The sequence below is a fragment of the Microcoleus sp. Pol7_B2 genome (assembly GCF_036701035.1).
Lineage (GTDB): Bacteria > Cyanobacteriota > Cyanobacteriia > Cyanobacteriales > Microcoleaceae > Microcoleus.
The window spans coordinates 71,096-84,852 of record NZ_JAUBQB010000002.1 but is presented as its reverse complement, the minus strand read 5'-3'; the positions used below and the strand labels follow the sequence as shown (position 1 = coordinate 84,852).

At 45.3% G+C, this 13,757-nt stretch carries 14 protein-coding genes; 9 read left to right on the top strand and 5 right to left on the bottom strand.

Annotation, left to right across the window (positions count from 1 at the left end; all coding sequences use genetic code 11):
* The first annotated feature begins 337 nt into the window (after positions 1-337).
* Positions 338-1,693, top strand: a complete 1,356-nt coding sequence (gene aroA / locus QUA57_RS01415; protein WP_333059022.1) for a 3-phosphoshikimate 1-carboxyvinyltransferase — start codon at positions 338-340, stop codon at positions 1,691-1,693.
* Between the two features lie 161 nt (positions 1,694-1,854).
* Here the strand turns inward: aroA and QUA57_RS01410 are convergent, their stop codons facing one another.
* Positions 1,855-2,292, bottom strand: coding sequence for a CAAD domain-containing protein (locus QUA57_RS01410; RefSeq protein WP_333059023.1), 438 nt, complete (start codon positions 2,290-2,292; stop codon positions 1,855-1,857).
* Positions 2,293-2,488: 196 nt separating this feature from the next.
* On the bottom strand, positions 2,489-3,496 hold the full coding sequence (locus tag QUA57_RS01405) for a 2-hydroxyacid dehydrogenase (protein ID WP_333059024.1): 1,008 nt from the start codon (positions 3,494-3,496) through the stop codon (positions 2,489-2,491).
* 242 nt (positions 3,497-3,738) lie between these two features.
* Here QUA57_RS01405 and QUA57_RS01400 point away from each other — a divergent pair, with 242 nt between their 5' ends.
* Complete coding sequence (locus QUA57_RS01400; RefSeq protein ID WP_333059025.1) at positions 3,739-4,743, top strand: ion transporter; 1,005 nt, start codon at positions 3,739-3,741, stop codon at positions 4,741-4,743.
* 97 nt (positions 4,744-4,840) lie between these two features.
* Here the strand turns inward: QUA57_RS01400 and QUA57_RS01395 are convergent, their stop codons facing one another.
* The 3 genes from QUA57_RS01395 to QUA57_RS01385 form a co-directional block, all read right to left on the bottom strand.
* A complete protein-coding gene (locus tag QUA57_RS01395) occupies positions 4,841-5,575 on the bottom strand; it encodes an ABC transporter ATP-binding protein (protein WP_333059026.1) in 735 nt (244 codons plus the stop codon).
* 181 nt (positions 5,576-5,756) lie between these two features.
* Positions 5,757-6,413 carry an energy-coupling factor transporter transmembrane component T gene (locus QUA57_RS01390; protein WP_333059027.1) on the bottom strand — a complete coding sequence of 219 codons (657 nt, stop codon included), beginning with the start codon at positions 6,411-6,413 and terminating at the stop codon, positions 5,757-5,759.
* Positions 6,406-7,335 carry an energy-coupling factor ABC transporter permease gene (locus QUA57_RS01385; protein ID WP_333034810.1) on the bottom strand — a complete coding sequence of 310 codons (930 nt, stop codon included), beginning with the start codon at positions 7,333-7,335 and terminating at the stop codon, positions 6,406-6,408. The genes QUA57_RS01390 and QUA57_RS01385 overlap by 8 nt, the downstream gene beginning before the upstream one ends.
* Here QUA57_RS01385 and QUA57_RS01380 point away from each other — a divergent pair.
* The 7 genes from QUA57_RS01380 (at position 7,330) to QUA57_RS01350 (ending at position 13,634) form a co-directional block, all read left to right on the top strand.
* Entirely contained in the window at positions 7,330-7,470 is a 141-nt protein-coding gene (locus QUA57_RS01380; protein ID WP_333134327.1) for a hypothetical protein, read from the top strand. The genes QUA57_RS01385 and QUA57_RS01380 overlap by 6 nt on opposite strands.
* Before the next feature lie 1,300 nt (positions 7,471-8,770).
* Positions 8,771-9,205 carry a ferritin-like domain-containing protein gene (locus tag QUA57_RS01375; protein ID WP_333059029.1) on the top strand — a complete coding sequence of 145 codons (435 nt, stop codon included), beginning with the start codon at positions 8,771-8,773 and terminating at the stop codon, positions 9,203-9,205.
* A gap of 96 nt (positions 9,206-9,301) precedes the next feature.
* Positions 9,302-10,264: an FTR1 family protein gene (locus QUA57_RS01370; RefSeq protein WP_333059030.1), complete on the top strand. Its 963-nt coding sequence runs from the start codon at positions 9,302-9,304 to the stop codon at positions 10,262-10,264.
* A gap of 596 nt (positions 10,265-10,860) precedes the next feature.
* Entirely contained in the window at positions 10,861-11,598 is a 738-nt protein-coding gene (locus tag QUA57_RS01365) for a response regulator transcription factor (protein ID WP_333034951.1), read from the top strand.
* A gap of 592 nt (positions 11,599-12,190) precedes the next feature.
* Entirely contained in the window at positions 12,191-12,643 is a 453-nt protein-coding gene (locus QUA57_RS01360; protein WP_445304448.1) for a hypothetical protein, read from the top strand.
* 42 nt (positions 12,644-12,685) lie between these two features.
* Positions 12,686-12,976 (top strand): hypothetical protein, encoded by a 291-nt coding sequence (locus QUA57_RS01355; protein ID WP_333059031.1) that lies wholly within the window; start codon positions 12,686-12,688, stop codon positions 12,974-12,976.
* Between the two features lie 142 nt (positions 12,977-13,118).
* Positions 13,119-13,634: a transcriptional repressor gene (locus tag QUA57_RS01350; protein WP_333059032.1), complete on the top strand. Its 516-nt coding sequence runs from the start codon at positions 13,119-13,121 to the stop codon at positions 13,632-13,634.
* Positions 13,635-13,757: the final 123 nt, after the last annotated feature.

Sequence of the window (13,757 nt, the reverse complement as noted above, 5' to 3'; positions counted from 1 at the left end):
GGAGCTTTTGCTTAACAAAATGAAAAATCTACAACTCGCAATCGAAAATCTAAAATTGTTTAGTCACAATTCAATCATCTGGTCGATAACTCAGAGCTGGAAATGAAATCTAAGCAGATACACGGATAATATTGGTGAAATTAATGTAAAATCCGTGCCGTTGCGTCCGTACTTCCGTGTCATCGAGAACTGACAGCGGAGTCTCCGGGCGAGTTTTATCAGCTTTTAAGTTAACCGGACACATTGGGAAAAAACCCGCAGGCCGTACAAAAGACGACTGACTTAGGGCTGGGAAAAAGGTAGGATAGCTAACGCCATCCAATCCTAGTTTATCTCAATGCAAGCTGACATTATAACTACTACGCTTCTTGACAAAAGCCAAACTTTAAGCATTCAAAAACCTGCTTCGGGCTTATCACTGGTGGGGAGGATTCGAGTTCCCGGCGATAAGTCGATTTCTCACCGAGCTTTGATGTTGGGTGCGATCGCCCAAGGTGAAACTACTATTGAGGGACTACTCCTAGGGGAAGACCCCCGCAGCACGGCTAAATGTTTCTCGCTCCTGGGAGCCAAAGTTTCTGAACTCAACGCGGAACGGGTGACAGTCAGGGGCGTCGGAATTGGCGAGTTAGAGGAGCCTGTAGAAGTCTTGGACGCTGGCAATTCCGGCACGACGATGCGGCTGATGTTGGGAATTTTAGCTTCTCATCCGGGGCGTTTTTATGCAGTAACGGGTGACAGTTCTTTGCGATCGCGCCCCATGTCGCGCGTCATTAAACCGCTGCAACAAATGGGAGCGCAAATTTGGGGCCGAAAAAGTAATTCTTTAGCTCCCTTAGCGATACTAGGACAGCAGTTAAAACCGATTCACTACCATTCTCCGATCGCCTCGGCTCAAGTTAAATCTTGCATTTTGCTCGCCGGTTTGATGGCAAGTGGAGAAACTACAGTCACAGAACCCGTTCTGTCGCGGGATCACAGTGAGCGGATGCTGCGAGCGTTTGGAGCCCAATTGAGCGTCGATCCAGAAACTTGTAGCGTGACAGTCACTGGGCCGACACAACTGCAAGGGCAGAATGTGATTGTACCGGGAGATATTAGTTCGGCCGCATTTTGGCTAGTTGCTGGGGCGATCGTCCCGGGTTCGGAGCTCGTAGTCGAAAATGTCGGCGTCAACCCAACTCGTACAGGCATTTTGGAAGCTTTGGAAATGATGGGGGCCGACATTGAACTGCAAAATCAGCGAGAGGCCGCCGGAGAACCTGTAGCCGATATTTTGGTTCGTAGTTCCGGCCAATTGCGGGGATGCACCATTGCGGGCGACTTAATTCCCCGACTGATTGACGAAATCCCGATTTTGGCAGTAGCGGCGATCTTTGCGTCGGGTACTACAATAATTCGAGATGCGGCCGAGTTGCGGGTCAAAGAGAGCGATCGACTGGCGGTGACTGCTGCGGAACTCAACCGCATGGGAGCCCAAATTTCCGAGTTACCCGACGGTTTAGAAATTACCGGGGGAACTCCTTTGACCGGCGCGGATGTTGACAGCTACACCGACCACAGAATAGCGATGAGTTTGGCGATCGCAGCCCTCAACGCCACAGGTATTACTAACATTCACCGGGCTGAAGCTGCTGCCATTTCCTACCCCGACTTTACCGCCACTTTACAACAAGTTTGCCATCCAACTTGAGAGCGGGAGAGTTGGAGAGACGGAGAGGGAGGAGAGGGAGGAGTGGAGATTAGGAAGGAGATGAGAGAGTGGGAAAAACCCTCTTTCTTCCTTTTTCCTGACATCCGTTACATCCGTCGAGCGAATCCGTTGCCGAACTTCCCTCTTCCTTCAACATCTCTTTAAGGATCTTTACCTACAACTTGTTCTTTTAAAGAATCAATTTCCGTTAACAACTCTTGGCGGTTAGAAGCCTTGAGCAGATAGCGGTAAACAAACCAACCCGTATATCCCATGCCAATCAACTCAAAAATTGGAGCTACCAACGGGACATCATTAAGAGCACCTAAAACTCCCAGCATTACCTTAATACTAATACCGCCTGCCAGGATTAAACCAACTGTTATGAGGGGCTTTTGGTAGTCAGCAAAAAAATTAGAGAGATAGGCTGGAAGTTCCGACAAAATTGTAATAACTTGGTCTTTAATATCTTGGAACTGGCTGGCCGTTGTTTCTGTGGTTGTCACTGTAGTCATGACCCCCGGTTTGTCCTCAACCAGATCTACTGTCACGACTTCAGTGATTGTTTGTGTCTCGTCCGAAAAGTTAGCTTGTGTCATTGAATACTTCCTCCGTTGTCAGGTAAAATTGCAGGCTGTGAATTGCTGCCAGTATAATTCTCCGGCAATTAGCACAGCATCCGCGCTGCAGGGACTAATTGATGAGACTAAGGCAGAGTTTCACAAATTGCAAGCAAAAATAACGATATGACTTGATTTTAAACAATTGCCTTCGCTGCCAAATCGGTCTTTTGACTCATTTTTTCACTTGATCGAGGTCGATTTGATTCGGGCAAGGGCGTCCTTGTTCAAAGTCGGTGATGTTGCCGATCGTGGTTTCGGCGATATTTTTCAAAGCTTCCTCGGTGAAAAAAGCTTGGTGTCCGGTAATCAGGACGTTTGGAAAAGTCAGCAAACGCTGAAAAACGTCGTCTTGAATAACGTGATTTGACAAATCCTCAAAAAACAGATCAGTCTCTTGTTCGTAAACATCTAAGCCGAGGTAGCCAATTATACCAGACTTCAGTGCTTTGGTGACAGCTTTAGTGTCAATCAACTGACCGCGGCTGGTATTGATCAGCATCATTCCCGGTTTCATTTGCTCGATCGCCTCTGCACCGATTAAATGGTAAGTTTCCGGTATCAGCGGACAGTGGAGGCTGACAATATCAGAGGCGGCGAATAGTTCCGGGAGTGCGACGTATTCCATGCCTAGGGCGAGGCAATCTGGGTTTTGGTAAACATCGTATGCCAGCAGGCGACACCCGAATCCGTGCAGAATTTGGGCAGTAATTGCGCCAATTCTGCCTGTTCCGACGATTCCCACCGTTTTGCCGTGGAGATCAAAACCCAAGAGGCCGTCTAGGGCGAAATTGCCTTCGCGGACGCGGTTGTAGGCCCGATGGATTCTGCGGTTGAGGGACAAAATCAGAGCGACTGCGTGTTCGGCGACGGCGTAGGGAGAATAAGCAGGAACTCGGAGGAGAGTTAGATTTAAATCCTTCGCTGCTGCTAAATCGACGTGATTGAATCCGGCGGATCTCAGGGCCAGCAAGCGGACGCCTTTTTCGGCAATGCTAAGCAGCGTTTTCGCGTCCAAGGAGTCGTTCACGAACGCGCAGACTGCCGGAAATCCCGCAGCCAAAACGCTGGTTTCCAGGTTCAGACGCGGTTCAAAAAAAACTAAATCGTGTTTGCCGCCGACATTCGCTGCTTCCAGGAATGTGCGATCGTAGGATTTGGTGCTGAATACGGCTACCTTCATGATTTTTGCCTGCAAACCCAGTAATAGTTGGAAATTATTTTCAGATTAACTCTAAATTTTAGTAGAACGCCGTTGCCCCAAACAACCCAGTTTCCACGATCAATATTGAGTTTCGCAACGAGGCCTCTCTCAAGAAACCAGATTTTTAGCCGTAAGGCAAGTCTTGCTTATTGTTTTGAATATAATTGCTTATACTGTAGTAACGATCGAGGGTTACTTGCTACTTTTTAGGGAAAAATTAGATGCAAAAAAAAATTAAAACTCAAATTTATGAAATCTTAGAAAAATCCGAAGTGGGCAATTTATACAGTTTAGTAGACGATATTTTTATAACTTGTTTAATTGTGATTAACGTCGCAGCTTTTATTGCTTCTACTTCGCCCACCTTGTCGCTAGAACAAAAGTTAATCTTGGAAAATATCGAAATTGTTTCATCCTTAGTATTTACACTTGAATATCTTTTGAGGCTGTGGGTTTGTACAGTCGATAGCAGATACAGCCACGCGCTTTGGGGAAGATTGAGATACGGTCTTACACCGCTAAGTCTGATCGATTTAATTTCAATCCTACCCTTTTACTCATTGCTGTTATTTCCTAATTTAAGCTTCGTTAATTTGATTCGCCTACTGCGCTTATTGCGGTTGCTAAAAATGAGCCGTTATTCAGAATCGCTCAGAACTCTGGGAGCAGTATTGTACGCTAAAAAAGAGGAGTTAATTGCCACTGCATTTGCAGTTTTTATTCTGTTAATATTTGCCTCTAGCGTCATGTATTTTGTTGAAAACGAGGCGCATCCAGAAACTTTTGCGAGCATCCTCGATGCAATGTGGTGGGGAGTGGTGACATTAACTACTGTCGGTTACGGTGATATTTATCCAATCACTCCTTTAGGTAAATTTTTAGGCGCAATATTAGCATTTTTGGGAATCGGAATTTTTGCGTTACCTGCGGGGCTCATTGCTGCGGGTTTTTCCGAGGAAGTCCAAAGAAAAAAGCAGGAAAAAATGGCGGCAAATTTACAACAATCTGCTAATTATCAATCAATCAAAATGCTGGCGGAAATCGAGGTCGGGTTTCAACAAAACCAAAGTGCGATCGCACTTCACATCGAAAGTTCGTCAGAATTGATGAAAATGTGTGTTCAAATGGCAAAACAGAAGTTAGGAAGTGAGTTCCAAGATGAGCAAATTTTGCGCGATTTGGCTATTCATTTGTACAATGAAGCAGTCCGTAAATTCGAGCTTTAATTACAGATATACATTGCCTGTGATTGCCACCGCATCGTTACCATCGCTTGTAATTAGTAATGATTGCTTTATGTAATGAGTAAGGGTCAATAGTTAATTACCAATCTGGTGGCAAATTGTAATATTCGAGAGTTGATTTATCTGCCAGCAAATCTTTGGTTTTTCTGTCAATTTTAATCTCACCATCCGCCAAAACTAAAGCCCTCTGAGTTGTTTTCCCGATCCAATTCAAATTGTGAGAAGCGATCAAAATTACCTCGATCGGCAATTGGGACAAAACCTTAGCCAAATGACGCCGCCACGAGGGATCGAGTCCGTTCGTCGGCTCGTCTAAGATTAAAATTGTCGGCTCTAATGCTAAAATTGCTGCCAAGGCTGCTAATCTTCTTTGACCTCCCGAAAGTTCGTGGGCCGAACGGTTGGCAAATTCTACTAAACCAAATTCGTCTAATAGGGCTAAAGCTCGATCGCGCGCAACTCCCGGCGGCACTCCGTAATTGCGCGGCCCGAACATGACATCCTCTAAAATAGTCGGCATAAATAGCTGGTCGTTAGCATCTTGAAAGCAAAATCCAATCTGCCTGCGCGCCTGCGATAGAGTCGCCTCTTCCAACTTTTTTCCCTGCACTCTAATCTCGCCTGATTGAGGCATTTTTAATCCGATCAAGTTTTCGAGCAAAGTGCTTTTACCAGCACCGGTCAGACCGAGTAGAGCAACTCTTTCTCCCGGTTGCAAACTAAAAGAAATTCCCCGCAATACTGGCTTTTGATCGGGATAGCCAAATACTAAGTCTTGCACTTCGATTGTTGGTGCGGATTTGAGATTAGTCATCCGATTTTAGATGTTAGATGTTAGATTTTAGATTGAATAATTTTAACTCGTTACCAGGCTCTGCCTGGTAACGCAGATCGGTCGGCTCTGCCTCCATTTTTCCTCCGCAAGAAGCGAGGCAGAGCCTCTGGATATCGATTCCCAGGCCGAGCCGGGAACCAGTTAAATGCCCAAGGCCCAATTACGAATAACCGTAAGAAGCTATTGTTAATCCGGCTGCTATTAAAATTGCTAATGTCAGCCAGAGTCGCTCTTTTGGTGTCGATTTTGAGTCGGAGGGCAAACTTCCTTTATAGCCGCGAATTAGCATGGCTGCGTGTACTCTTTCGGCCCGATCGAGACTTCGCAAATAAAGCGCTCCGATCATGGAAGCACTGGCGTAACGCAGCCATCCTCCCGTACCGGACAAGCCCCGGAGTTGGGCAGATATTTTCATGCGGTTGACTTCGGCCAGCAGGATTTCTAAGTATTGTCCTGTTAAAAGTACAATCTCTTGCAAACCTGCTGGTAGGGGTAATCCTTTGAGGGCGATTCCGAAACTGTGGGGTGGCAAAGTTAGCAGAAAACTGTTCATAATTAGCAGGCAAATTAGGGAACGCAGCAACAAAAAACTGGCGCGTTCCCAACCTTGGGGCAGCACTAATAAGGAGAGAAAAAGCAATTCTGCTCCCAACAGTTGCGCTAGGGTTCGCACCGGAGCCCGGAGCCAAAACGACCAAAAAAGTGCGATCGCCCCATAAATTCCCAGCCACAGCCAAGCGCCTGTCTTCAGAAAACCCATGCCAATCACAATTGTGAGAGACACTCGCAATCGAAAAGGTATGGAGAGTTTAGACATCTTTAGGTTTTACCACCAACTGAGCAATCCCAAAAGCCGCGCCGAAGCTGAAAGCAGACCCTAAAAGTCCAGCAATGCTAGTACCAATAGGCTGTTCTTCTAATCCTTTAACTGTGTAATCTGCTAAAGGAGTTGGATTTTCGATCGCCACAGCTTCTTTATCTTTAAATCCGTATTTTTCGGCTACCGCTTCTAACCCGTCAGGCCAACTTGAAGCGAACAGTGAAAGCACCCCGGAAATTAATAAAACTCCGATTACTGGCACTACCCATTTCTGCAATTGTGGCTGTTGTCCCGGCAGTAAATCCGGCCGCACTTTGACGAGATAAGTTAAAACGCCGCCTGTAATTACCCCTTCGCCAATCCCAATTAAAATATGTACGCCTACCATTGCTGGCAATGCGATATTGAGCCCTACTGTACCAGAAATTGCCAATTGGATCGCTACACTAATCGAAGCAGCCACGACGCTGAGGCCAGCGGCGATGCCCGCGGCTAGGGGCAAACGATTTCTGGAACCTCCCAAAAGTTGCTGCAATGGCTGCAACAGCCACCAGCCAACCCAAATGCCAACTAGCCCCATGTTAAAAATATTGGCTCCCAAGGCGGTGATGCCCCCGTCGGCAAACAAGACGCTCTGAATTATAAAAACTGTGCTCATCGCTAAAGTTGCCGCCCAAGGGTTCCCCAAAACGACGGATGCGAGCGCTCCTCCCAACAAGTGGCCGCTGGTGCCCCCGGCTACGGGAAAGTTGATCATCTGAGCTGCAAACACGAAAGCTGTGGTTAAGCCCATGATTGGGGCTTGTCGAAGTCCAAGACTGGCGCGGGTTCGATTTAGGGCAACTGCAATTACTGCTGCACTTGCTATGCCGGTGGCAATGGCTACTGGCGGTGAAAGGAAACCATCAGGTATGTGCATCGATCTATCCCAAACGAGAGAACTTCCAACTCTTTAGTCAACTATTTTTTACAAAAATTTAAAACCCCCTCTGGGGGCATTAATGCGATCGAGCGATCGGGGGATTTGCGGCGGGCGATCGCTGATTTGACATAGATTCGGGCTTCACAGCCAAAGTTTTGAGGATGAAAAATGCAACATTAAATAATCCTGAAGAATTATTCGGATATTTTACCGAACACCCCCACATTCAAGCTTTTTGATAAGAACGATCAATGTTTGTTTACAGATTCATCTGCCAAATGTATTTACCACCAAGCTCAAGCAAGAATTTAAAAAAAATATCAAGAAAAAACTGAAAATCCCTAATTGCTTTTATTCCCACTCTTGAGAATAACTTACATTAAATTTGTGACCGAAAGCATCCAGGATACAAGCCCCCGGATTCATTCGTGGAGAAATAAAAAACCTGTATCCCATGAAACTTGCCCCCAGAATTTATCCGTGGGGTCAATGCTATAATCAAAAATCAAAAATCAAAAATCAAAAATCGATTGACTTTTTCCATCGCAATGTGGCGCGTTAGGGAGCATATCATATTTGTAAAAACACTTCTTCTGGCTCCTTTCTTCTTCCTCTTCCCTCCTGCATCCTCCCTCCTGCCTCCTGCATCAAAACTCCAATTTTTAGCTTGGCTGCAAAAGTGAGATGCTGCGGCGCGTTAGCCAAAAAGAAAAGTTTCGCGGTTTTCCTGTCAAGTCTTTGACAATCGAGGAGCAAAATCCCGCTAATGCTGTTGCTAAGGGGGTGGCCTAACCAGCTATTGCGACTAACAGTCCGCTTCCGGCTGCAAATAATTCTAGTTTAGCTGTTGACAACCCCAAAAATTTGCCTGACAAGTGTCCATACGTTGTACGTTTCACTAATACGTCTACTGAAACGGCTATTGCGAGTAGCCCTACAGATAAGACTGTCCAAGCTGTACCTGTATCAGCAGCCCAGCAGAAAGTTTAGGCGGTAGATGGAACAAATCAGAAAGCAGAAATTACGGCTGCCGTAAAACTAGATGAGTTAGCTCTAAAAGTCTACGATCGCATCGATCGAAGTTGGCAAACTAGCCCTACGTTCAATCAAAATTTAGTCTATCGAGTCAGTACAAGTCAAGATGGGGCGATCGGCAATTTCGAGCCACTCAATCAACCAGCCAAGGATTACACCCAAGAAACTCCTTTGCCAAATCTCCTCCAATCTCCCGAAACTAGCAGCAACAATGCAGCACCAGTCGCTAAGTTTACTGTAGTGTTTGCTCCTACTGGAACCTTAGAAGTTAACCCCTAACTCACATATAACATCTATATCCGGCAAGGTGCGCCATCCGCACCTTACTTTTCATTTTTAACTTAAATGTGATATTATAAACAGCGCCCTCTAAGGCATTCTACCTCTAAAACAACAAATGAAAGAACTTGACGAGAAAAAAACCCAGGAACTGCTATGCACCATCATGGAATGGGAACTTGCAGGTGTCGTGCGCTATACCCACTATTCACTAATGGTGACAGGGCCCAACCGGATTCCCATCGTGCAGTTTTTTAAAGCACAAGCCACGGAATCTCTACTCCACGCCCAACAAGCAGGAGAAATTCTCACCGGTTTAGAGGGGCATCCCAGTCAGAAAATTGCTCCCATCGAAGAAACCTACAAACACTCGGTGAAAGACTTGTTAGAAGAAAGTTTAAATCACGAGAAAAAAGCCCTCAAAAAGTATAAATGTTTACTTGAAGTCGTGACCAACTCCAGCGTTTATTTGGAAGAATATGCCCGCAATCTAATTGGACAGGAAGAATTGCACCAAGTAGAACTGAAAAAAATGCTGCGGGATTATAGTTGATTTAATCATTAGTTAATTGTTATGGGTTATTGGTTATTGGTTATTTCCAATCACCAATGACCAATCCCACATACCCATGCGCCATGATTATAAAAAATGAATTTTAGTGAAGCCATACCAACTTTTGTAATTACCCTGCGCGAAGGCGTAGAAGCCGCCTTAGTCATCGGAATTGTACTAGCTTGCCTCAAAAAAGCCGAGCAAAGTCACCTCAATTCTTGGGTTTATGCAGGTGTTGCAGCCGGCATTGGTGCTAGCGGTTTTGTGGGTATTTTATTCAATGGATTGCTCGCAGCACTATCAACATCCGAGCAGCCTTACGCACCAGTAATTAAACAGCTATTAGAGGGCTTGTTGGGCATTGTGGCGATCGCAATGCTAAGCTGGATGCTAATTTGGATGACTCAGCAAGCTCGCTTTCTCAAAGCAGAAGTTGAAGGAGCGGTTACAGCAGCTTTAACAGAAAATAGCAATGCCGGCTGGGGCGTATTTGGCTTAATTTTTATTGCGGTACTGCGCGAAGGTTTTGAAACAGTTATATTTGTCACCGCTCAATTTCAACAAGGTTTCACTCCTGCTTTGGGTGCTTTGGGCGGTTTGACTGGGGCGGCAATCATTGGCGCCCTACTGTTCAAGTGGGGCGTAACAATTGACATCCGCCTGTTTTTCAAGTTTATGGGGATTTTGTTGCTGTTAATCGTGGCAGGTTTGGCAGTATCTGCACTCAAACATTTTGACCAAGCCGCTGGCATTTTGTCACAGATGAATAGCAAATATGCAGCAATTTGTGTTTATTACGATCGCCTGGCACCACTCCACTCTTGTATTTTAGGGCCTATGGTGTGGAATGCAGCGGAAATTTTGCCCGATCGACAATTTCCAGGAGTGCTTCTCAAAGCACTTTTTGGATACAGAGATCGACTTTATCTCGTCCAAGCAGCCGCTTACACAATATTTTTAGCCACCATCGGCAGTCTTTATTTCCAAAAATTAGGCTCTAAGGCCACTCTTCCCAAGCAAAATACTCAGCCAGCTCGATCGGAAACTCGCCCTCAGTAGGTATGCAAGCAGTTGTTATCGGTTGTTTTGCTGATTCCACGCCGAGAAAAAAATTAGCCCACCGGGCAAAAAATTGCCCAAAAATTGTCAGGTTGCGGGATTGATTATTTGACTTTTATCTCATATGATTTAAAGATGTTAATCTAGTTTAGTTTTTTATAAATATTTGTATTGATATTATTTAATAATACCGTCAATTCCCCAACAAAGCAAGCCATACACCCTCAAAAAATACCAAAATTTTATCAGCAAAATTAACTAACTTAAAAAAATTACAGTTAACGGTTAACAGGGTTATGGAAAACGCGGACTACCGTTAGGGCGATCCTGTGAAGCCCTAGGCGCAGGCTGCAAAAGTTAAGGCTGTTCTTCCCGACCAAGAATCTGCCCCCAGCAAGATTTGGGACAAACAGTTTTCTGATATGCGCTCTTAGGGCTTATAATAAGTACAAGAATATTTACAGAGCCCCGAGAGTTCTTAATCAACCTTATCATCCTTAATGAAGCTTAAAATTAAAAAATTGTTCGTTAAAGTTACCTGGAACCCCCAGAAGGCTGTAGGATCTGCCATTCGGTTAGCGGTGAGATAAATAATGATGCCTCGGATACTTGTTATTGATGATGACGCGGCGATCGCCGAACTTGTAGCAGTCAACCTAGAAATGGCTGGCTACGAAGTCACCCAGGCAGAAGACGGCATCAAAGGTCAGGCACTAGCAATACAACTGCTCCCCGACCTGATCATGCTAGACCTCATGCTGCCTAGAGTAGACGGATTCACCGTATGTCAGCGTTTGCGGCGTGACGAGCGCACCTCAGACATTCCCGTCTTGATGTTGACCGCCTTAAGTCAAACTCAAGACAAAGTAGAAGGCTTCAACTCCGGCGCCGATGACTACCTGACCAAACCCTTTGAACTAGAAGAGATGCTAGCCCGAGTGCGAGCTCTACTAAGGCGCACAGACCGCATCCCCCAAGCTGCCAAACACTCCGAAATCCTGAATTACGGCCCGCTGACCCTTGTCCCCGAAAGGTTTGAAGCTGTTTGGTACGATATGACCGTAAAACTGACCCACCTAGAGTTTGAGTTGCTGCACTGCTTGCTTCAGCGCCACGGTCAGACAGTCTCTCCCAGCGAAATTCTCAAAGAAGTGTGGGGTTACGACCCCGACGACGACATCGAAACTATTCGTGTACACATCAGACACCTGAGAACCAAGATGGAACCCGATCCCCGACATCCTCGGTACATCAAAACCGTATACGGGGCTGGTTATTGCCTGGAGTTGCCCAACAACGAGCAAGTAGCTGAAGAAACCAAATCCTCTGCGTGAGCTAGCGCGCCAAATGCAACAAGCAGTTAAAATCCCGCTAGAAAAGCCTGAGAGCAAATGCTCTCAGGCTTGGTTGTTTGGAGTTTGAGATGAATATGTCAACAAGTAGGCATTAACTCTCTTGATTCGGAAAAAAACAATCCCGCGCCCCCCTCTAACCATACTTTTAGAGAAGCTTGTCCATAGGAAAGTACCGGATTTCTTTTTCCACCTTGTCTTTTCCGAGAGGATGGGATACCTACTTAAACAATACTCTAGCCATAATACTCTTTAATAATATTATTTATCAATAAATTTTGAGATATTCCTTGATCTGCTATTTTTGCTAACTAGAAGCCAAACTCCGCTCAAGCGCCAAAAACATTTATAACCGTGATATAACGAGCTTTTTTCCTACTGATTTACATACCTGAACTCAAATCAGTGAAAATTTTTCTCAAATACCCCTTGACGAAACTACTAAAATTGTTGATTATCTATATCAATAACCTGCGATCGCTTAAAACTCCCCTGGCATCTTTCTCAAGAGGTAAATCGCCGTGACCAGCATGGCAAAAAAATCCTTCCCAGCCGAAGGAAAATCATTTCCCTCGTGGGTCGGCAACGCCCGCTTAATCAACCTTCCGGCCGTTTGCTAGGTACCCACGTCGCCCACGCCGGCCTCATCGTCTTCTGGGCGGGAGCCTATACCCTATTAGAGCTTTCCCGCTTTAACCCTGAATTGCCCATGTACGAACAAGGCTTAATCCTGTTGCCAAACCTAGCCAGACTCGGCTGGGGCGGCGGTGCGGGAGGCAAAATTGGCGATACTGATCCGTACTTCGCCGTTAGGGCGATTCACCTAATCAGCTCAGCCTTTCTCTGCTTCGGCGACATCTTTCACTCGCTCAAAGCGCCAGCAACCCTCGAAGCAAGAACTTATTTTTGTGGCTACACATGGGAAGACGCAGACAAAATGACCACCATCTTGGGCATCCGCCTAGTTTTGCTGGGTGTCGCTACCTTCTTGTTGGTGGCCAAAGCTATGTATTTGGGTAGTTTATGACTGTCTTTTTCTAATAGTTATGTATTGCCACTTTGATTATTTTTGTGGAGTCTGTCCGTAACATTGCCAGAAGGAGTCCATCAAATCAAGCGCTTGTATCCAATTCCTTTTCCTTGTTATTGGGATTTTTTTACTAAGGACTACCGCCTCACATTTACAGTGCGCCCGTGCGTTGCTTGTACTGAAGATGCGATCGGTTGCACTGACTTTGAACCTAAGACTTGTTTTACCAATGCTTATCCGCAACATTGCTCTCAACTTCACAAAAATTACGAAGAAATACCGAAAACAACTTTTTTAATTCCACTTTTAGCAAGGGGGATAGGTGGCTAGCAGCTTACCCTGGACTAAAGGGGGAGTCTAGATTTATATGGATTATCACGGAAAATATACTTTAGGAGCATCTAAAAAATAGCACGAATAAATAACAGATAATCCATGACAATCCTCGCTCAACTTATTTATTTTTTCCGACATGAATTTATACAGTGCTAACTCACTCAAGGTCGAACTCAACCAAAGAGGCTGCCGCCTGACTCCCCAGCGAGAAACTATTTTGAGTGTTTTTCAAAATCTGCCACAAGGCAATCATTTAAGTGCGGAAGAATTATACAAGACTTTGCAGAATCAAGGAGAACGAATAGGCTTGTCTACTGTCTACAGAACGCTGCATTTATTAGCAAGGATAGGAATTTTGCGTGAACTAGAATTAGCAGAAGGACACAAACATTACGAACTGAATTTTCCCGAATTGCACCACCACCACCACCTGGTTTGCATTCAGTGTCACAAAACCTTTGAATTTAGCGATGAATCTATTTTAAGAATTGGTAAAAAGCAAGTTGAAAAAGCTGGGGTAGAACTGCTTGACTGTCAATTAACTGTGCGAGCTGTTTGTTTGGAAGCGCTACGGGAGGGATGGCCTTCTTTGGTACCCAGCAATTGGTTGTGTCCCAGATATCATTCGGAAATCGAGGAAGAAATTAGTTGATTGGGATGAAATACACTTCGGCAATAGGGAATTGGGGGTCATTGGTAATTTGTGCTTTGTTATTCGTTATGAGCTGTTAGTTATTAGCACCTATAAATACCCAATCACAACTGACAACTGACT

Bases quoted from the DNA above. Each gene is read 5' to 3' on its own strand.
- aroA (WP_333059022.1), top strand. From the start codon at position 338: ATGCAAGCTGACATTATAACTACTACGCTTCTTGACAAAAGCCAAACT.
- QUA57_RS01410 (WP_333059023.1), bottom strand. From the start codon at position 2,292: ATGACACAAGCTAACTTTTCGGACGAGACACAAACAATCACTGAAGTC.
- QUA57_RS01405 (WP_333059024.1), bottom strand. From the start codon at position 3,496: ATGAAGGTAGCCGTATTCAGCACCAAATCCTACGATCGCACATTCCTG.
- QUA57_RS01400 (WP_333059025.1), top strand. From the start codon at position 3,739: ATGCAAAAAAAAATTAAAACTCAAATTTATGAAATCTTAGAAAAATCC.
- QUA57_RS01395 (WP_333059026.1), bottom strand. From the start codon at position 5,575: ATGACTAATCTCAAATCCGCACCAACAATCGAAGTGCAAGACTTAGTA.
- QUA57_RS01390 (WP_333059027.1), bottom strand. From the start codon at position 6,413: ATGTCTAAACTCTCCATACCTTTTCGATTGCGAGTGTCTCTCACAATT.
- QUA57_RS01385 (WP_333034810.1), bottom strand. From the start codon at position 7,335: ATGCACATACCTGATGGTTTCCTTTCACCGCCAGTAGCCATTGCCACC.
- QUA57_RS01375 (WP_333059029.1), top strand. From the start codon at position 8,771: ATGAAAGAACTTGACGAGAAAAAAACCCAGGAACTGCTATGCACCATC.
- QUA57_RS01370 (WP_333059030.1), top strand. From the start codon at position 9,302: ATGAATTTTAGTGAAGCCATACCAACTTTTGTAATTACCCTGCGCGAA.
- QUA57_RS01365 (WP_333034951.1), top strand. From the start codon at position 10,861: ATGCCTCGGATACTTGTTATTGATGATGACGCGGCGATCGCCGAACTT.
- QUA57_RS01350 (WP_333059032.1), top strand. From the start codon at position 13,119: ATGAATTTATACAGTGCTAACTCACTCAAGGTCGAACTCAACCAAAGA.